The sequence below is a fragment of the Pseudomonas sp. 008 genome, assembly GCF_016861935.1.
Lineage (GTDB): Bacteria > Pseudomonadota > Gammaproteobacteria > Pseudomonadales > Pseudomonadaceae > Aquipseudomonas.
The window spans coordinates 265,498-285,623 of record NZ_BOMA01000007.1 but is presented as its reverse complement, the minus strand read 5'-3'; the positions used below and the strand labels follow the sequence as shown (position 1 = coordinate 285,623).

The 20,126-nt window shown below is 58.1% G+C and carries 11 protein-coding genes; 6 read left to right on the top strand and 5 right to left on the bottom strand.

Features of this window, described 5'->3' with window-relative positions; genetic code table 11:
• Positions 1–10 precede the first annotated feature (10 nt).
• Complete coding sequence (locus JUI81_RS16900) at positions 11–511, top strand: CS1 type fimbrial major subunit (protein WP_204124700.1); 501 nt, start codon at positions 11–13, stop codon at positions 509–511.
• Positions 512–561: 50 nt separating this feature from the next.
• Positions 562–1,779, top strand: a complete 1,218-nt coding sequence (locus JUI81_RS16895) for a hypothetical protein (protein ID WP_204124699.1) — start codon at positions 562–564, stop codon at positions 1,777–1,779.
• Positions 1,780–1,826: 47 nt separating this feature from the next.
• Here the strand turns inward: JUI81_RS16895 and JUI81_RS16890 are convergent, their stop codons facing one another.
• From JUI81_RS16890 to JUI81_RS16880, 3 genes are all read right to left on the bottom strand, one after another.
• On the bottom strand, positions 1,827–6,887 hold the full coding sequence (locus JUI81_RS16890) for an NEL-type E3 ubiquitin ligase domain-containing protein (protein WP_204124698.1): 5,061 nt from the start codon (positions 6,885–6,887) through the stop codon (positions 1,827–1,829).
• A gap of 151 nt (positions 6,888–7,038) precedes the next feature.
• Positions 7,039–10,149: a transglycosylase domain-containing protein gene (locus tag JUI81_RS16885; protein WP_096481009.1), complete on the bottom strand. Its 3,111-nt coding sequence runs from the start codon at positions 10,147–10,149 to the stop codon at positions 7,039–7,041.
• Between the two features lie 334 nt (positions 10,150–10,483).
• Positions 10,484–10,942 carry a transposase gene (locus JUI81_RS16880; RefSeq protein WP_204124697.1) on the bottom strand — a complete coding sequence of 153 codons (459 nt, stop codon included), beginning with the start codon at positions 10,940–10,942 and terminating at the stop codon, positions 10,484–10,486.
• A 688-nt stretch (positions 10,943–11,630) separates the two neighbouring features.
• On the opposite strand from JUI81_RS16880, the gene JUI81_RS16875 reads away from it, so the two are divergent.
• On the top strand, positions 11,631–13,052 hold the full coding sequence (locus JUI81_RS16875) for an amino acid permease (RefSeq protein ID WP_204124696.1): 1,422 nt from the start codon (positions 11,631–11,633) through the stop codon (positions 13,050–13,052).
• A 54-nt stretch (positions 13,053–13,106) separates the two neighbouring features.
• On the opposite strand, the gene JUI81_RS16870 is transcribed toward JUI81_RS16875, so the two are convergent.
• Entirely contained in the window at positions 13,107–14,231 is a 1,125-nt protein-coding gene (locus tag JUI81_RS16870; protein ID WP_204124695.1) for an OpgC family protein, read from the bottom strand.
• A 257-nt stretch (positions 14,232–14,488) separates the two neighbouring features.
• On the opposite strand from JUI81_RS16870, the gene JUI81_RS16865 reads away from it, so the two are divergent.
• The 3 genes from JUI81_RS16865 to JUI81_RS16855 are packed head-to-tail and all read left to right on the top strand — an operon-like array spanning position 14,489 to position 18,526.
• Positions 14,489–15,430 (top strand): glycosyltransferase family 2 protein, encoded by a 942-nt coding sequence (locus tag JUI81_RS16865; RefSeq protein ID WP_018926640.1) that lies wholly within the window; start codon positions 14,489–14,491, stop codon positions 15,428–15,430.
• Between the two features lies 1 nt (position 15,431).
• Positions 15,432–16,940, top strand: coding sequence for a glucosyltransferase domain-containing protein (locus JUI81_RS16860; RefSeq protein WP_204124694.1), 1,509 nt, complete (start codon positions 15,432–15,434; stop codon positions 16,938–16,940).
• Complete coding sequence (locus tag JUI81_RS16855) at positions 16,937–18,526, top strand: glycosyltransferase family 39 protein (RefSeq protein ID WP_204124693.1); 1,590 nt, start codon at positions 16,937–16,939, stop codon at positions 18,524–18,526. Before JUI81_RS16860 ends, JUI81_RS16855 begins: the two co-directional genes overlap by 4 nt.
• On the opposite strand, the gene JUI81_RS16850 is transcribed toward JUI81_RS16855, so the two are convergent.
• Positions 18,504–20,123, bottom strand: a complete 1,620-nt coding sequence (locus tag JUI81_RS16850) for an FMN-binding glutamate synthase family protein (protein WP_204124692.1) — start codon at positions 20,121–20,123, stop codon at positions 18,504–18,506. The two genes, JUI81_RS16855 and JUI81_RS16850, sit on opposite strands and share 23 nt — an antisense overlap.
• Positions 20,124–20,126 lie beyond the last annotated feature (3 nt).

Sequence of the window (20,126 nt, the reverse complement as noted above, 5' to 3'; positions counted from 1 at the left end):
GATGGTGACCATGTTCAAGAAACTGACTGTCATGCCCATGTTGGCTGCCGCCCTGCTGGCAAGCTCGTGGGCCTATGCGGCCAGAGAAGTGCGTACGTTCGAGGTGTTCGTGACGATTCCGACCCTGGCGTTCTACGTGATCCCCTCTGACCCTGGGTGGGTTCATCTTGAACAACGCCTGCCGTGGAACCTCACGACGTCGACGCTGGGCAGTCTGCGTAAGTACTTCGATGTGAAAAATGAGGCCGGCTCGATTGAAGCAAGGCTTGAGGGCCGGCCTTATCTGTCGAACGGCACCGATGCCCATGACATTGGCTTGCGGGTGCTGTTCAACGGCAAGGTATTGAGCGAGCTGGAAAGCAGCGAAGTGGTATCGATGAGCGATGCGGCGCCGGGTAAACGGGTGCTGCTGGAGATCGTGCCTGTACCGCCGGCCGATGGTGTTTACAAACCCGGTAATTACTTCGGCAGTGTGAATATGATTTTCAATGCGGTGTTGCCGGGGGCGTGATGCGCACTCACCGGCTTTGCATGGAAACACCCAAAAGGACTGTATGAATCATGGACAAAATCAGAATAACGAGCCAGTTGAGTGCGCTGTTATTGACCGGGGGACTTACTGTGTCGGCGGGCGCGGTATCTGTGGATCTGACGGCAGTGTTTCGGCCGGACCCGGCAAAGCCCATGCACAACGAATTCAAGAACACGACCCCGCAAGGGGGGTATTGCAAGGATCATCCGGCTTATTGCGCCGATGGCATCTTCAGCATCGCTCTACCGATTCGATTCAGATCCATCGCGCCTATCCTGCCTGAGCATGCCGAACGTCAAGGCGCGATGTTCCGGACACCGTCGTACTGGAAGGAAGTCACGGTCATCCATGACGGCAGCGGAAAAGCCGAGACGTTAAAAATGCGCGTCAATGGCATCGGTGCGGCTTACACAATCAAGGAAGCGCTTCCCGTAGGTGTTTGGGACGCCTCTTGGGTCAATGCGCCTGCGCCCTGCAATTATGGCGGCGTGGGTTACGGGACCACCTATTACTACGCGTTTTTCTGGCGAGTGCCGGCCAATGCGGGGACCTGTGCGAAACGGGCTTACCAACCGATTCCCGAGACGCTTGGGTTCGCCTATCAGGATGTCGGTTTTTCATATGAGCTGGTCACGCCCGATCCGCTGAAAATGTCGACAGGCACTTACCGGGGCGTCATGAACTACACCGTAGGGCCGCAGCAGGATTTTGATATGGGTGATGTCATGTTGCCCGACGACGATTTGATCAACCTCAACTTCACCCTGACGGTTGAACACACCTTGAAAGTGGATATACCTCCTGGCGGTGATCGTGTGGAGCTGGTCCCGGAAGGTGGCTGGCAGTCCTGGCTGGCTCAGGGGCGTAAACCGACCCGGTTGTTTCGTGATCAGACGTTCAACATCTCTTCATCGACCCGCTTCAAAATGCATCTGGAGTGCAACATTCCGGGATTGTTCGATTGCATGATTCGCGACCCCGTTTCGCAACGCGCGGCGGTGGTGCAACTCAGCATCAGCTTGCCGAACGGCTTGACGGATACCAACGGGCAACCGGTCAAGCGTCGGCCGCTGCATGTCGGGCACGTGAATGCACAAGAATTCAAACCCGGTTTTTACCTGGATCGTGCGCCGGGCATCCTGCATTTCGAGATTGCACCCTATTACGTGAACTACATGTTGAAGCCGGGCGAAGCGTCCAAATATTCCGGAAGCTTCACCGTGGTTTGGGATTCGGATATCGGATAAGCGCAGCACGCCCTGAAGGCGTTTGTTTGCCTTCAGGGCACTGGCGGTTACCCGGCGTTGAGCAGCGCCTGTCGGGTCAACCGCCTGCTCAGCTGTTTCTCCTCGTAGCCGATGTCATTCAGCAATCCACCGTAGACCTCGTCGGTCATTTCTTCATCGGTGAGCACACGGTCTTCCTGGACGTTCAGTTGATTGGCAAGCTCCAGCAGTCGCTTCTTGAGTGCCTGTCTTTGCGCTATCACCCGTTCTTTGGAATTCGCCCAGGAACGCTGGGCCTCGCGCAATTCATCCAATTGATCGGTTCTGATTTCATACGTCCGGGCATTGCGCCTGAACTCCGCGGGATACATGTCATGCAGGTATTTTTCCCAGAACGACTGCTCGATCATGTGATTGATCAAACCGTCGCCGTCTTCCATCGACATCACGGTATCGAAGGCCGTATCGAGCATTTCGGCACTTACGCCGGCCACGGGTCGATAGAGCATGCTCTCCGATTGCCAGGGTAAGCCGAGACGCTGGGCAAGGCCGGTCTCGTAAGCGAGGAACACTTGGACTTCATCGGGATTACCTTTTCGGCTGGCGAAATCCGCCCGGGCGATGTCATCCACCCGTTCGAGACGCGCGGCGCCTTTGGCCAGGGTCACCAGTTTGCTTTCCAGGATCGCGGCCGATGTCGACTGGGCATAGGCCTCGCTGACCAGGACTTTGATGCCCATATTGTTGAATACCTGGGCACCGGCGTCGGCGCAGGTGGTCGGTGCGGTCGCCATCTCGAACAATTCTTTGCGCAATGTCGTGTCCAGGTCGATGGCCTCGATCATTCGCCATACGCGATCACTCAGTTGTTTGCGCCGCTCGCCACCGGCGCGGTAGTCGGCCGATTCGGTCTGCTTCTGGATCAAGCGGAAGAACCCTCGAGAGTGTGGCTCGGTCATCAGGTCGTGCCAGGCTTCGACCCTGAAGATGCCCACGCCTGCGGCCTTGTCGCTCCACCATTGGGAATCGTCGGACATGGGCCACTGATCGATCGCACGATCGGCGATGGCCAAGTACAGATGATCCGGGCTGATGCCGACTGACTTCCGGTAGTCCATATAGACAATCTGGTTGGTGTCCGAAAGATCGGTCGGAAACAGTCGCGTGCGTGCCACGAGGCGCGCGGCGTCCGAGCCGGGAACGACCGATGGGATGTCGCGCAACGGGTTTTGCATCAGGTCCAGATAAAACCCCCGCGGGCGATGCTTTGCGAACAGGCCGTCAGGCCAGGCAGTTGCGCCGGTGTTGCTCAAACTCAGAATCTTCAGTTTCGGCATGCGTTCGACGTTCGGCAACAGACCCAACTGTGGGTTGTCATCGAGCCTGAGCGTTTCCATGTGCGTCAAATGCCGCAGTTGCTCGACGGCCGAGCGGGTTAGCCGGATCCGGTTGTTCATCAAACGCAGCGTGCGAAGGAAATGCATTTTGCCAATCGTTACCGGCAGCTTTTCCAATCCGCAGCCTCGGGCACTTAGTTGCCGAAGATTAGGGAAATCCTTCAACAGCCCTGTAGCGCTGGTGGAAAAACCGGTGCGGTCCAGATTCAGCGTACTGACCTGGTCGAGGTAGTACTTGAGATCAGGCAGCTCACTCCACCACAGCTCCAGATCGAGCGTGTTGAACTCCGTTGAAAGGTCCAGCACATACCCGCCTTCGAGTGTGGCGCTGCGCTCGCCAAAAGCCTTCGATTTTCTTTGGAAACAGGCGATGAGCCGCTTGCAAATGTGCAACCCGCCACCACTCACGAACCCGTCCCGATCCGGGCCCCAGGTTTCAGGTTGGCGACGCCGCCATTTGTTGAGTGTGACTTGAAGATCGTACAGTTCGCGGTCAAGTCGATCGAGGGTCTGGCGCGCCTGAGGTTCTTCACCCAGTGAGCGGACAAAGGTGCTGAGCTCGCGCTCGTTCAAGTGCGGGTAAATGCCCTGCACCCGTTCCGCCAGGGTGGCTCTTTGTGTGGAAAAGCCGGGGCCACGCAATAGCAGCAAGGTGTCTGGGTCGCCGACCGGACGAATCGGCGGCTCAGCCAGCGCGATCCGGCGCTCGGCGGGGGCTTCGGTTTTGACCAGCACCCATTGTCTGAACAAGGCTCCCTGGCCGGTTCGATATCCCAGTTGCCGGCGTTTGCCGGCCGGCAGAGCGTTGAGTACCGATTCGTAAAAGTCGTCGGCTTCGTGCAATTTGTGGTTGCCGGCGTCCCACACTTCGTACCGTGCCCCGGCGTCCTTGATCAATACCCGGATGAGCGACGCGTCTTCTGCTCCGACGCTGCATCGTAGCGGCCCGATGTTGGTGCCCTGGCGGACGTCGATACGCAAATCGCCGAATACGTCGGTGTGAATCCTGAGCGCATTCAGCACCAGTCGCTCAGTCTCTGGCACCCAGCGCGCCTCATCGGTGAAACCTTCATAGGCGTGGTTGGCCCGGGTTTCGAAGGCCGCTTCACGCGCCTGGTTTTTCAGGTTCAGTGGCAGGCGTTTGTCCTGTGTCATGCGTTCGAGCTCAGCGCCGCTGGCACTGTTGAGCAGTACCGTTGCCGCTCGGGTCGGTAGCTCTGGAGCCACGTCGCGCAGTCGTTGGACCTGCGGGTTGGCGCTCGCTTGTGCAACTTGATAGCGCTGATTGAAGATATCGGGCCTGAGGCGGTCTGCCTCGTCAGCCAGTTGATTGCGCAGCGCCTGGAGCTGTTCTTCCTTGGCGACATCCGGGCGGAGCAGCGCTTGAAGTTCTTCCTCGCTCAGAAACTCGATGAGCTGCTTTGGCAGGTCACCCTGCATGAGACGGGACAGACTGGTGGCGAGCGTCTGTTCGTTGCTCGCCTGGGCATTACCGTAGGTGCGGAACCGACCTGTCAGGTCGGTGTTTGCGTAAACTTTCAGAGCCTTGTCCGAGGGCCAGCCTTCAAGGTAAGTCGCCAGCGGTTCGAACCAGTAAGAAGCGGGATCGATAGGCCGTCCGTAGCGAATGTCATCAATAGCCTGCTCGGTTTGCTGCTGGATGTCTGCGCGATCAAGACCGTCGGTGAGCAACGGCGGCGGTGCGATGTTTTCGACGTACATTTGGCGTAATGCAGCCGCTTCGGTGCCGCTGGCAATGCGAATCTGCTCCAGCTGCGCATCGTTGAAACCGTCGACGCGGTGACCGAGACGCCGCATCAGTGTCGGGTGGTCCCAACCTTGCGGGTTTTCCGCTTCATGTGTCCAGGCGCCGAAGCCATTGTGTTTCAGCTCGGGTAAATAGGCCTCGCCGCGATGGGGGTGTTTGACACAATAGGTGCCCGTTTTCGGGTCGTTTTGCACGGCGTAATGTTTGTTGTCCAGCAGCAGAATCTTCTGACCTTCGTGGGTATGCAGACCCAATGCGTCAGGCACGGAGTCGGCCGGTAACTCGATGTCCGGCTGCTCGTAGGGCTTGAGGTCGGGATGCCACAAGCGCGGCTGGCCGTTGGGCAGTGCCACCGGTTTCATGCCTTCGATCAGCGGTGATAGTTTCAAGCGAGCGACCTCGCCAATCTTCACGCCGGCAGCAAACGCCGCCAGTTGAATGGCATCCGTCACCACGCCGACGATATGCTCGGCGGCTTCGGTCCATAGCCCCAACGTCATGTCGACGATGCCTTCGATGACATCGCTGGCCATCTGATAGGCGGTGTAGACCATCATCAATTCACCCAGCCCCGGAACGAATGGCGTGACGACCATCAGTGCGACGTTGAAGATGTCCGAGACAATTTTCTTGAAGTTCTCCCACCAGGCCCATCGGGCATTGCGATCGGTATCGGCGGTGGACACCGCGATGTGTCGCGCATCATTGAGGATCTTGTTCAGCTTCTGCTGATAGAGGTGCTTCCATAACTCACCGCGCATAGGTGCGGTGCTGAACTGTAGATTGGGGGGGCTGACCGGCTCTTCCCGCCAGCTCGGGCGTTGGTCCAGTGGCTCTTTTTGATGCCATTTAACCTCGAACAGGCGTTGCGCCAACCCGCCGAAAAAATGCCCGCGCTCGGAGTGGTTTACGAACCGGCTGAAGTACTGGCGATAAGTCATTCCGGTAGACGATATGACAGCGTCATCACGCAGTTGGCGAGTCAGTTCATTCATGAATGCGATAGTCGACGGGTACTCTTTCAGTGGATGCTCCGGGTCTTGCGGGACGTAAGCAAATATTGGTACGACATCGCGGGTTCGACCCAGGTCCGGTGTGATCAGTACGATCCCGGTCAACTGGCTATCCATAATGGACAATTCAGCGAAGTGCATCACCCGGCCTTTACGGGTGAGGTTGCGCTGACCATCAAGCATCTTCAGGATCAAATCGCGGGCGTCGGCGTCAATGTCATCGGTCATCACCGCCTGTTGAGCAGCCGCTTTGAACGCGGCTTTCTCGTAATTGACGATGTTGAGTTTCAACATGTCCTGAGCAAGGCCGTCACTGGGCAGCAACTGTTCTTCGAGGTATCGGGTGTAGCGGGCGCCGATGTCCAATTCACGACATAAGGTCTGAAATTGTGCGATGGACATTTTGTGTTTGATCGGCCGAATGTCGAAGTGCCCGCGCGCATCGGGTTGACTGATAAAGTCCGAGCCCGATTCGCAGGTTTCGGTCAGCGCGAAGTTGTGCAGGGCGGCGTCCAACAATGAGACCGTACGGGTCACCACACCGCCTGAGAGGTCAACGACATACCAAGGGCGTTCTCTGGGTAAGTAAAGATGCAGGCAGGTTGTCTTTACATCAACGTCGACACCGTATTGTTCCAACAACGCGTCGGTCAGTAACGGTTCGGCGAATTTATAAATGTTTTGTAACTCTTCAAGAGCCCGTTCTACCCTGTTTTGAGCGGACCAGAGTTTGATATTGGACTCTTGTAATCGGGTGTGATCGATGTCTGTGGCGGTCTTTATCCATTGCCCGATTGCCGTTTGAGTGAGGCTTAGCTCCTGAGCCCTTTGCAAAGAGGCGCTTTTGAAGATGGGGTGGATCCGGTTTTGGATAAAATCGTAATGGCGGCCATTTAAATCGGCAGTTTCCGGTAATGAATCACCCAATATACTTCCTTGTATTTCAGACATGTTTTTATAAAACCTTGAATATCCATGAGAGTCACCAGCCTAACTCCCAAGGCTCAAAGTAAAAGTCTGAATTACTGTTCTTGAATACGTGTGGATACTTGCCGACGCATTGAGATTATCAATGCCGAAAATAATTAATTACCACCCGTGATCAGTGTCGGGCGACTTCAACAGGCAGGCATCCTGTATGACTCCCCGGTTGCAGGTAAGGCATCAGAATCGGTGCCATGCCCTTGAGCACTTGCACCGGCAACGCCGAAGTAAATTTGAAGGCTTCGGCTGTGCGCCCCGGCACGTAGGCGGTCAAGGTGCCGAAATGGTTATCGCCGATGTAGAACACGAACGTTGCAGTGCGGTTGATCGATTTCGAACTCAGAATCCGGCCACCTGGACCGATGGCTTCGATGCGGTTGTCGCCGGTCCCGGTTTTGCCGCCCATGGCCAACGGGGTACCGTCGGCCAGTTTGAAACTGCCTGCCACGCGTTTGGCCGTGCCGGCATCCACCACTTGCGACAAGGCCTCGCGCATGGCGGTTGCCACCTCGGAAGGCATCACGCGTTTGCCGACGACCGGATTGTTGATCAGTTGGGTTTCATAGGGCGTATCGGCTGCGAAATGCAGGCTGTCGATACGCAGCGTTGGCAGGCGCACACCATCGTTGAGGATGGTGCCGATCAGCTCTGCCAGCGCCGCGGGGCGGTCGCCGGAGCTGCCGATGGCGGTGGCCAGCGAGGGCACCAGGTGATCGAACGGATAGCCGACTTTCTGCCAGCGTTGATGAATATCAAGGAATGCCTCGATCTCCAGCATCGTGCGGATACGGCTGTCACGGGCGCCCTTGTGTTTGCTTTTGAACAGCCAGCTGTAAACCTCCTGGCGTTCGAATTCGCTGGCTTTGACGATCTGACTGAACTTGGCGTCGGGGTTGTTCAGCAAATAGCCCATCAGCCACAGATCCAGCGGGTGGACCTTGGCGATGAAACCTTGATCCGGTAGGTCGTAGGTGCCCGGGCCGTAACTCAGGTACAGGCGTTCGAGGCGTTCGTCGGTGAGTTTTTCCGTGAGCTTGGCGCCTTTGAGGTGCGACCGTACGAAGGTGTTGAAACTTTCCTGGTCGGCCTGCGGGAACAGATAGCGATGCACGGCGGCCATGCGGATCGGGGTCGGGTGCATGCTGTCGAGAAAGGTCTCGAGGCGGGTTTGGGTGTCCTTGTTCTGGTACTTCTTCCAGAATCGCAACAGGAATGTGGTGCCTTCGCGGTCGGCGAACTGGGCCAGGTATTCCTGACGCCGCGGGTCGCGGTCGTCCTTGAGCAATTCGGCGCTGCTGTTGGGGCCCGCGTAGGTACTGTAACGCACCAAATCACGCATCAGCCGGATGAACGGCAGGTTGATCGACTCACGAATGGCATCGCGCAGGGTCGGCATGCGGCCGTTGTCTTCCTTGCGGAAGTTAACGAACGTGTGCAGCCCGCCGCCGGTGAAAAAGGCCTCGCCGGGGCTGGCGGAATATTTGCGATCCAGGGCGGCGCCGAGCATTTTTGGCAAGCTGCGGTCCGTGTTCTGAATCATGTACTCGACGGCCCAACTGCTCAGGCGATCCTGTTCGGCGACTTCGGTTTTCTTCAGTTCGGCAACGGTCATGCCTGCGTAGCGATCGTGCAATTCGGAGATGATCTGCAGGTAGGTGGTGAGCACGCGCATTTTTGCGGTGGAGCCCAGTTCCAGCTTGCTGCCTTCATTGATGTCGAACGGCTGGTCGGTGCTGTCAGTCTGCACCCGTACCCGCGAACCATCCGGGGTCAGTTCGAACAGGGTGAAGCTGTAGCGCACCTGCGTGGTGCTGGTGGGGGTGAGCAGGCGTTCGCCGATCAGGCCGATTTCCGCTGCATAAGCTGGGTCGGCCAGGTGCTTGAGGTACGCGGTGGCCTGGGTTTGCAGCTCGCCTTGCAGGGTGCTGGTGGCGGAAAGGTCGAGGCGGTCGAGGTCATACAGCGGACGGTTGAGCAAACTGCCCAGCCGACTGCGCGCGACACTGATGCCTTTGTTGGTTTCGATCGGTTGGATGGTGGGCTGGGTCTGCCAGTCGCGATAGGTCACTTGGCTGGCCAGTGCCGCCGCCGCGAGCGGCGCATCGATCACGCCATTTTGTGACAGCAGGCGAATATGGCTGTCGGTCAGGCTGGCCAATTCATCGCGGCCCTTGGTCAAGTAGTGGGAAGGGCGGCGTTGAGCAATCATCAGCGACAGCATTTCACGCAGGGCCAGGCCTTTCTCCGCCAGGCTTTTCTGATCGGTGTCGGTGCTGGCCAGCCGTTCGTTGGCCTTGTTGAAGTCGGCGCCGTACCACACACGCAGACCTTCGGCCATGCCATGCACTTCACCGTGGCCCGGTACCGCGGACAGCGGAACACTGTTGAGGTAATCGCGAATCACATTTTGCCGTACCTGAAGGGTTTCCGGCCCCGTCTGATAGGCCCGCACGCTGGCGGAAATCATTTGGCGGATTTTTTCCGCGCCCGACACGGTCAAGCCGTCGGGTGAGTGTCGATATTTCTCAAGCTGTGTCGCCAGTGTACTGCCGCCCGCCGATTGGCCGGGCAGACGCAACAGCTTGGCCACCTGGGACCACGCCGCCATGCCGAACCGCGGCCAGTCCACGGCGGGGTTGGCCAGGGGCTGGCGCGGATCGAGCAGAAAGCGGTTTTCGATGAACAGCAAGCTATTGACCACCACCGGCGGGATCGCGGCAAAACTTGAATAAAGTTGTTGTGGATATTTGAACTGGTACAGCGGGGCCGCACGGCAATCGGTGATCGACAGCCCGGCCTGGATTTTCTCGGTATAGGGAATGAAAAAGCCCTTGTCGCTGTACTTCATCAGCGCAGGCGAAAAGCGGGTTTGCGCCGCTATCACGTAATCGCGTTTGAGCAGGCGCGGCAGAAATTCATCCAGGGAGCTGTAGCCCAGACGCTGATCGAACGGGCCTTCGCCAGGGTAGCGAATCGCGTCGCTGGGGCCGGGTTGCAGTTCATATTTCAGCGAGGCGGCATATTTGCTGATTTCCCGGGCTTGGAACTTGGAGGTGCGCATTTCCTTGGCTGCGGCCAGGCCCAGGACAATCAGGATAATCAGCAGCAGCAACCAGAACGCCCCCCAGCCGTGCCGTGAACGACGGGGTTTTTCAGGTAAAGGCGCTTCATCCACACGTTCAGTCGGAACCACAGTGTCACTCGAATCGGTTTGCCACAAAGCGCCCATAGTCGACTGATCCATTCACGCAGATTGATCGGACTTGTTTGAAGCTTAGACGGTGGTTGGCATTGGTGAAAAAATTGTGAACAACCAAATATCAGATGCGCATCATTACCTGTGGCAAGGGAGCTTACTGTGGACAGGGACTTACTGTGGACAGGGACTTACTGTGGTGAGGGGGCTTGCCCCCGTTCGGCTGCGCAGCAGCCGTGAGCCCTTTAAATGCGGCGTGCCTGAAAAATTCAGTGCTGCTGTTTTTTGGGGACTGCTGCGCAGTCCAACGGGGGCAAGCCCCCTCGCCACAACAGCCCCCCTCGTCACAGAAATCCCTCACAGATATTTATAGCCAGCAGGCATCCCATAGCGGGTAATCGCCAATTTTCTTGACCAGCCCCGCTCTTAAAGGATTGGCAACAATGTAACGAGCGAATGGCAGGAGTTCTTCTCCATCGCGGATTGCCCGGTCGTGGTAGCCGCTTTGCCATAGCGGACCACACCGACTATTCATTTTGTTCACTGCCAGGGTGCAGCGTGACTTGGTAGAGCCGACAACATTGCCCAGATTGTTGCCCTGCAGTTGCATTAGCCAATGAAAATGATCGGGCATCACAACCCAGGCAATTGAATTCACTAAACCCGCATCGTGAGCTCGGCGCAGTTCTGCGACAAGCAGACGCCCCAATCGCCAGTCAGAGAATATGGGTTGGCGCTCGTGAATAACTGCGGTGATGAGGTAAGCGCGGCCGTTTTCAGAGGCTCTGCCAAAGCGCAGGCGATGAGAGTTTGGTTGAGTAGGCAATCCATTGCTTCCTTGCGTAATAGTCAGGTGACCCTTCCACGCTAGTGCCCGATTGTCTGTTTCGGTTCTGCAAATGCTGAGTGAAGATTCTGATTCCTGTGAAGGATTCACTGCAGCAAGAAACCTATTGTGGTGAGGGGGCTTACTTTGGTGAGGAGGATTCCTGTGGCGAGGGGGCTTGCCCCCGTTCGGCTGCGCAGCAGTCGTGAATCCTGTACATGCGGTGTGTCTGAAAAAATCAAGTGCTGCTGGTTTTTGGGACTGCTGCGCAGTCCAACGGGGGCAAGCCCCCTCGCCACAGGAAACCTCCTATTCACAGGAGGTGTCGTCTGAAATGGTTGAGCTAGACGCATCAACGAGGTAAATGCTGCCTAGGTAGGGGCATGACGATGCACCATTGCTGTGCAATACTCCGTGCGGTTTCAGTGGCGAAAAAACCTGCATAAGCCAGGTAATGCCACTCCGTTCTGCGGGAATTACCCGTTAGTTATCGCTGAATATTGTGTTTTATATAGTGAAAACACCTGTCGTTAGCTTTTTATACTGCACGCCCCGCTGATCTTGGAGGTTTTGTCCTACAAGACGTGTCTGTCCACAAGACAGGCCCGGTTTCACCAGGCACTGGCCTATCGGTCGGCGCTTCGACACTCGGTGGTCATATCCAATAACAAGACGAGGTTGCACCCCTATGCCAGTCGGCAATCACCTGCCTCACGGCGAGACCGCTCAGGGCGGCCCGCTTAAACGCGAACTGGGCGAACGGCATATTCGCCTGATGGCACTCGGTGCCTGTATCGGCGTCGGCCTGTTCCTGGGCTCGGCCAAAGCCATCGAAATGGCCGGCCCGGCCATCATGCTCTCCTACATCATCGGCGGTCTGGCGATCCTGGTGATCATGCGTGCCCTCGGCGAGATGGCCGTGCACAATCCGGTCGCCGGCTCGTTCAGCCGTTATGCCCAGGATTACCTCGGGCCTTTGGCGGGTTTTCTGACCGGCTGGAACTACTGGTTCCTGTGGCTGGTGACCTGCGTCGCGGAAATCACCGCAGTGGCGGTGTACATGGGCGTCTGGTTCCCCGACGTGCCGCGCTGGATCTGGGCACTTGCCGCGTTGGTCAGCATGGGCTCGATCAACCTGATCGCGGTGAAAGCCTTCGGTGAGTTCGAATTCTGGTTCGCCCTGATCAAGATCGTCACCATCATTGCGATGGTGGTCGGCGGTATCGGCGTGATCGCGTTCGGCTTCGGCAACGACGGCGTCGCCCTGGGGATTTCCAATCTGTGGGCCCACGGCGGCTTCATGCCCAATGGCGTGCAAGGCGTGTTGATGTCCCTGCAAATGGTGATGTTCGCCTACCTCGGCGTCGAGATGATCGGCCTGACCGCCGGTGAAGCGAAGAACCCACAGAAGACCATCCCCAATGCGATCGGCTCGGTGTTTTGGCGGATTCTGCTGTTCTACGTCGGCGCCTTGTTCGTGATTCTGTCGATCTACCCATGGAACGCCATCGGCACCCAGGGCAGCCCGTTCGTGATGACCTTCGAGCGTCTGGGCATCAAGACCGCCGCCGGCATCATCAACTTCGTGGTGATCACCGCGGCGTTGTCGTCCTGCAACGGCGGCATCTTCAGCACCGGGCGCATGCTCTACAGCCTGGCGCAGAACGGCCAGGCCCCGGCCGGTTTCGCCAAAACCTCGAACGGCGGTGTGCCCCGTCGTGCGTTGCTGTTGTCGATCGGCGCGTTGTTGCTGGGTGTGCTGCTCAACTACATGGTGCCTGAGAAGGTTTTCGTCTGGGTTACCGCGATAGCCACCTTCGGCGCGATCTGGACCTGGGTGATGATCCTGCTGGCCCAGCTCAAGTTCCGCAAAGGCCTGAGTGCCAGCGAGCGTGCCGGCCTGAAATACCGCATGTGGCTGTACCCGATCAGTTCGTATCTGGCGCTGGCCTTCCTGGTGCTGGTGGTCGGCCTGATGGCGTACTTCCCGGACACCCGAGTGGCGCTGTATGTGGGCCCGGCGTTCCTGGTACTGCTGACGGTGTTGTTCTACATGTTCAAGTTGCAGCCGACCAATGTGGCGCAAGGCGCGGTGCGTTCGGCTTCGTAAGTTGTAACGCCAGCCATGCAAAAGCCCCGGTCAGAATGATCGGGGCTTTTGCATTTAAACGGCTGCCACGGGTATCGGCACATTCAACCGCTTATTGAAATCCAGCCAAACCCCCAGCAATGCCATCAACCCGACCCCCAACATTGCGCTGAATAGCTGCATCGCCAATACGTTCCCGCCCAAGGCATTGAGCATGTCCGCCAACGGCGCCAGCAACACACCAAAACAAAACACCTCCAGAGAATATCGGCCCATGCGACAGCTTTGTCGCGCCAGCCAGTGTTGCGTCCAGCCCGTGTCCGGCAACAACCTGGCGGTGACGTAGGCGAGGGCGAGGAAGTGCAGCAGACGCGCCGGTGAGAGGTTGGTCTTGCTGATCGGATAGAGCCATTCGCCGAGCCATTGGGGCATGAACTCGTCATGCACGGTCGGCCATTTCCACGACAGCGCGATCATCCCGGTCATTACCAGATAGGTCAGAGCCGCGATGAAAACCGGCTGTCGAGTCAGCGGTCGAGGTTGCGGCGCCCGAGGCCTTTGCCGGTGAATCGCCGCCGCGCCCCCGAGAATAAACAGCAGCTGCCAGGCCATCGGATTGAAAAACCACACCCCCCCGTCGGTGCCCGCCAGGTTCCACTGCAACCATGGCGCCAGCAGGTACAACACCACCGACAGCCCCACCACGTATTCAGCCTTGCGCAGCAGCATCGGCAGTACCAGCGGCAGGCCGAGCAGCAACAGAATGTACAGCGGCAACGGGTCCATCAGGTTCGGTTTGAAGCGCAGCAGCAATTCATCCATCAACGCCTGCTGCGGATTGCTCAGGAAATACTGCAAGCCCATTTCCTGCACCAGATCGCGGGTTTCCACGTGGCTGTTGGCGAAAAACACGATCCCCATCAGCAGCGCCAGCAAAAAGATGTGCACTACATAAAGCACCCAGGCGCGTCGCAGGATTTTCACCGTAGCGACCATGAGCCCGTCGCGCCGGGCGATCTTGCCGTAGGCCAGCACGGCCGCGTAACCGGCCAGGAACACGAAAATCTCCGCCGCATCGCTGAAGCCGAAGTTACGCACCGTGAACTGCGCGAGCGGGTTCTGCGGCACGTGGTCCCAGAAGATAAAGATCAGGGCCAGGCCGCGGAAAAAGTCGATTCGGTGATCGCGTCCAGACGTCATGAAGGCGGGCTCTTGAACGGGCTGTTGAATAAGGAGTTGCCGGCGCCGCAAAAGAGGGTGCGCCGCACATTGGCGGCGCGCAGGGTGCCGTTATTCACAGGCAATTGCAAAAGGCTGGATATTACCGAATGTCTCAGATGCTTATAGCGAACGGATAGAACGGCGTGGCCGTCGGTCTGCCGGACTGTCCGCGCACCAGAACTCCCCATGATGGCATCTGGCGAGCATCTACACTTCGGTTCTCAGGAGTGTGAAACGTGAAGGTTTCGCTGATTGTCCCGGTATTCAACGAAGAGCAGGCGATCAGTCTGTTCCACCAAGCGGTGCGTCGTGAGTTGAAACTTGACCCTTATGAAGTCGAGATCGTGTTCATCAACGACGGCAGTACCGACCAGACGGCTGAGCAGGCCAAAGCGCTGGCTCAGGTCGATGAACAGGTATTGCTGATCAATTTCTCGCGCAACTTCGGCAAGGAGCCGGCGTTGTTTGCCGGGCTGGAGTACGCCACCGGCGATGCGGTGATCCCCATGGACGTGGACCTGCAGGACCCGATCAGCGTCATCCCGAGGTTGATTGCCGAGTGGCAAAAGGGTGCCGATGTGGTACTCGCCAAGCGCCGGGATCGTGCCAGCGACAGTTATTTGAAACGCCACAGTGCGGCAATGTTCTACCACCTGCTGAACAGGATTTCCTACACCCGTATCGAAGAGAACGTCGGGGATTTCCGCCTCATGGACCGCAAGGTGGTCAATGTGATTCGCGCACTCCCCGAGCATCAGTTGTTCATGAAAGGCGTTCTATCGTGGGCCGGTTTCACCACCGTGGTGGTGGAGTACGAGCGGGCCCAGCGGGTGGCGGGACGCAGCAAATTCAATGGCTGGAAGCTGTGGAACCTGGCGCTGGAAGGCATTACCTCGTTCAGCACCGTACCCTTGCAGTTGTGGACTTACATCGGCGGCGGCATTTCAATCTTCGCGGTGCTGTATGCGGTGTACATGGTGCTGGACAAGATTTTCTTCGGCAACAGCGTCCCCGGTTACCCCTCGTTGATGACGGCCATATTGTTTCTCGGCGGTGTGCAACTGATCGGCATCGGCATTCTTGGAGAGTATGTCGGTCGCATCTACATCGAAGCCAAGCATCGGCCCCGGTATGTGATCAAAGACGTCATCGGCGGCAAAGACCGGGTCGGGCTTTAGCATGGGCAGACTGGGCGATTTTTTCAGCGGCGAAATCGGCCGTCGTCGGGTCTGGCTGTTTTTTCAACTCGCGACGCTGATCTATGTCATTCCGCTGATCCTCGCCGACTATCCCTACATCGATGACAACTGGCGTTCGCTGTCCGCCGGAACGGACTGGGTGGGGCAGGGGCGGTTGTTCACCGAGCTGTTCTACAACGTGCTGACCTTCAGCGATGCCGCGCCGAACATCTTTCCGTTGCCGCTGTTGATCGCCTCCCTGGCCATGACTTTTGCGTTGACCAGCCTGACCTTTCATTACTACCCGCAGCCGACGCTATCCTGCTGCCTGGTGGTGTTGCCGCTCTGGTACAACCCGTTCTTCCTGCAGAACCTGTCGTATCAATACGACGGACCGACTAATGCCTTGAGCCTGGTGGCGGTGATCTATGCGATCACGTTTCGTCATCCTTCGCGCATCCTGCAATGGCTGGTGCCGGCCTTCCTGATTGCCCTGGGGCTGGGGCTCTATCAGGTGAGTATTAATGTGTTTCTGGGCCTGTGTTGCCTCGAACTGCTCAGGGGCGCGAACGATAAATGGGCCTGGCCGCAATGGTGCGAGTTGATCGGTTGGAAACTCGCGCAGGTGGTGCTCGGCGGGTTGATCTACAGCGTCACCGCTTATCCGTACATGAATCAGAACCGTGTCTTGTTCCTGAACTGGGCGGCGGCACCCTGGCTGCAACTGGAAATCAACATCGGCCGCGTGCTGGAAAAAGTCGTGCTGCTGTTTCACGGTGGATTCACCTGGGTGTTCGCCGTGCTGCTGTTGTGTGCCATCGCGGGCAGCGTACGGCTGGCCCGGAACGTGGTGGCACGCCAGGACACGGCGTTGAGAAAAGTGCTGATGGGCCTGGCATGTGTGCTGTCCGTGCCGACCGTTATTTTTCTAGTGTCGGGGGCTGTGTTGTTTTTCCGGGATTTCAATGAAGGCGCCAGAACCTTGATGGGGTTCGCAGTGCTGTTGGTGCTGCTGTTCTATTTAAGCCATCTGGCACTGGCACGTATTCATGAGCGGCTGACGCTGCTGTTGGTGGTTCCGTTGCTGGCCATGCTTTCGCTGTCCTACGCCTATGGCCGCGTGCTGTCGGTGCAGAACACCTTTGCCTCCAGCGCGTTGTTTTCCCTGGGGCATGACATTGCATCCCATCGGCAACTGCGCGAGGCCAAGCGCATATACATGTCGGTGAGTTATTCCGATCACTGGCTGGTGGAGGCTGCAGGCTCGTTCAAGCAGATGCCGGTTTTGCATTATTTGCTGAACATCAACTTCTACATGCTGGCGGAAAACCTGCCGAAAGCGGGCATCACCAACGTGGTCGCGGAGCGGGAGCGACGCAACGCGACGCTGATGGGTTATCAGGGTTATCCACCGCTGGTGGATAACAAGTTCTACAGCCTCTATCTGTTGGGTGACTACGGTTTCATCGTGATGAAAGAGCCAACGCCGATCGCCACGCTTGCGTGGTGAAAACGGTGAGCGCTCCTGCGATCTATCTCAAACGCTTGCCATCCGGGGTTGCCGACGGTGCGGGTTTGCTGGGGGTGCTGGCGATCGCATTGTTGGCGAGATTTCACGCTATCACCGTGCCGGTCATCTGGTACGACGAGGCTTACAGCATACTGCTGGCCGAGGGCTCGCCTGCGTACATCTGGGCCACAACGGCTCGGGATGTTCATCCGCCGCTTTACTATGTCTTGCTGCATTACTGGATGGTGCTGTTCGGTCATGGTGTGTTGTCTGCGCGTTCCCTGAGCGCACTGGCTGATGTCGGCACGCTGTTGCTGGGCATTAAATTGATGAGCCTGTTGGCGACGCGAAGGGCGACATGGATCGCAGCATTGTTGTTGGCGTTGCTGCCGATATCGGTGCGCTACAGCCAGGAAGTGCGAATGTATACCTTGCTGGGGTTTTGGCTGATGGGGGCGACTGTGGCGCTGGTGTGCTGGGTCAAGGCGCCGGATCAAAAGCGTTATCCGGTCGTTTACGTGCTGCTGATGACGGCGGCTTTTTACACGCACTACTTCGCCGCATTGTGCGTGTTGGTGCATTGGCTTTTTTGGTGGCGAGTGCGCAAGGTCCAGGGCACGGTATCGGTACGTGCGTGGATTTTGGCCAACAGTGCAATCGTCGTGTTGTACCTGCCGTGGGCACCGCCTCTCATCAGTCAATTGCTGCGAATGGATGGGCTCGAATGGATACCGCCACTCACCTGGCCGACGGTGCTGACCTTCGTTTGGCAACTGGTGGTGATGGAGGGTTCGACCAGTGACTTATGGCGCGTGACACCCTTGGTCTTGATCATTGTTTGCGCCGCTGCGGTACTGCTCAAAGCACGTAATGAACGACCTTTCAGCGTCTTGCTGGTGAGTTATTTCTTTGTGCCGGCGCTGACCGTGTTTCTGGTGTCGCTGATCGTGCCGGTTTTCAATGCCAGGTACCTGGTATTCGCCGCCGCTGCGTTGCCCCTTATCGTCGCGCTCGCACTGGACGCATTGAGCCAACGCCACGCTGTCCTAGCTGCTGTCGCCATGGTTTTTATTGTGTTGGTGGAAGTGCACGGGCTGTCGGCGATTTACGCACAAACGGATGAGATGAACGGCACCACTATTCGCAGAGACGCGAAGCTGGATGCCGTCGTCGCCGGTCTCGGCCGTGAAGCCCATCCGGATGACGAAATCGTTGTGGATAACCTGTATTGGTACTTGCCGTTCATGTACTACAACTCGACAGGCATCCAGCCGAGGCTATACGTCTTCAAAACAGCGACCGGCACCTTGTGGGGAACCGCCGAATACGGTGGCTGGGCACTCATTCCCCGTCACCTGCACTCGATTTTCTTCAATGATTTTTCGACCCTGAAACTCAATGCCAGGAGAGTCTGGTGGGTGACGGGCATTGCTCGTCCTGAGCATGACGCTTTGTTTCCGAAACATTGGAAACAGGTGCTGACGCTAAGGGAAGGGGGCAGTGAGGCTCGTTTGTTCATCGTGGAGGACGCGCCAACCGCTGAGATTGGCGCGCAAACACACGCTATGCAGCAGCCGCATCATTAGGCTCAAAACTATCCGCCCGTGCCATCTGCCACATCCGCGAATAAAACTCGCCGTTCACTTCCCCGGTGAGCAACTCGCCTGGCTTGAGGAACACATGCAACTGCGAAAACAGCTTGATCTCGGTCGCCGACATGCGTCGCACCAGATGCTTGGCCGACAGCTGTGAAGGATGCTCGAGGCCCGCGGCGGCGAGCATTTCGGCCAGGGCCTTCAGTGTATTGCGATGGAAGTTGTACACGCGCTGGGCCTTGTCCGGAACGACCAGCGCGCGCTGGCGCAGGGTGTCCTGGGTGGCGACGCCGGTCGGGCATTTGTTGGTGTGGCAGCTTTGCGACTGGATGCAGCCGATGGCGAACATGAAGCCGCGCGCCGAGTTGGCCCAGTCGGCGCCGATGGCCAGGACGCTGGCGATGTCGAAGGCGCTGACGATTTTGCCGCTGGCGCCGAGTTTGATCTTGTCCCGCAGGTTCAGGCCCACCAGGGTGTTGTGCACGAACAACAGGCCTTCACGCATCGGTACGCCGATGTGGTCGGTGAATTCCACGGGAGCGGCGCCGGTCCCACCTTCCTTGCCGTCGACCACGATGAAGTCCGGGAGGATGCCGGTTTCCAGCATGGCCTTGGCGATGCCCATGAATTCCCACGGGTGGCCTAGGCAGAACTTGAAGCCCACCGGTTTGCCGCCGGACAGTTCACGCAGTTGCGCGATGAAGTGCATCATTTCGATCGGCGTGGAAAACGCGCTGTGGCGCGACGGCGAAATGCAGTCTTCGCCCATCGGGATGCCACGGGTTTCGGCGATTTCCTGGGTGACTTTGTGTTTGGGCAGAATGCCGCCGTGGCCGGGTTTGGCGCCTTGGCTCATTTTGATTTCGATCATCCGCACTTGCGGGTTCTGTGCCTGGGCGGCGAAGCGTTCCGGGTCGAAGCGCCCATCGGCGGTGCGGCAGCCGAAGTAGCCGCTGCCCAGTTCCCAGGTCAGGTCGCCGCCGTTTTCCCGGTGATAGGGGCTGATGCTGCCTTCGCCGGTGTCATGGGCGAAATTGCCGAGTTTGGCGCCCTGGTTCAACGCGCGAATGGCGTTGGCGCTGAGGGAGCCGAAGCTCATGGCCGAGATGTTGAACACCGACGCCGAGTACGGCTGGGTGCACTGCGGGCCGCCGACCATTACCCGGAAACTGCTCGGGTCGCTCAACGGCGCCGGGCGCATCGAATGGCCGATGAATTCGAAACCCGACTGATACACGTCGATCAGCGTGCCGAAGGGTTTGTCGGCGCTCTCGTTCTTGGCCCGCGAGTACACCAGCGAACGCTGGGCCCGGGAGAAGGGCAGGGCATCGCTGTCGGATTCGAGCAGGTACTGGCGGATTTCCGGGCGAATGCCCTCCACCAGATAACGGATATTGCCCAGGATCGGGTAGTTGCGGCGCACCGCATGGGGGCTTTGCAGCAGGTCGAACAGGCCCACCAGGCTGAGGACGCCGGTGACGGCGGCGATCGGCCAGAGCCAGTCGTATGCCAGGAAGGGCAGGCTGGCGAGGGTGAATATCACACAGACGGCAAAGAAGGCGTAGCGGCTCAGGAGTGACAGGCTCATACG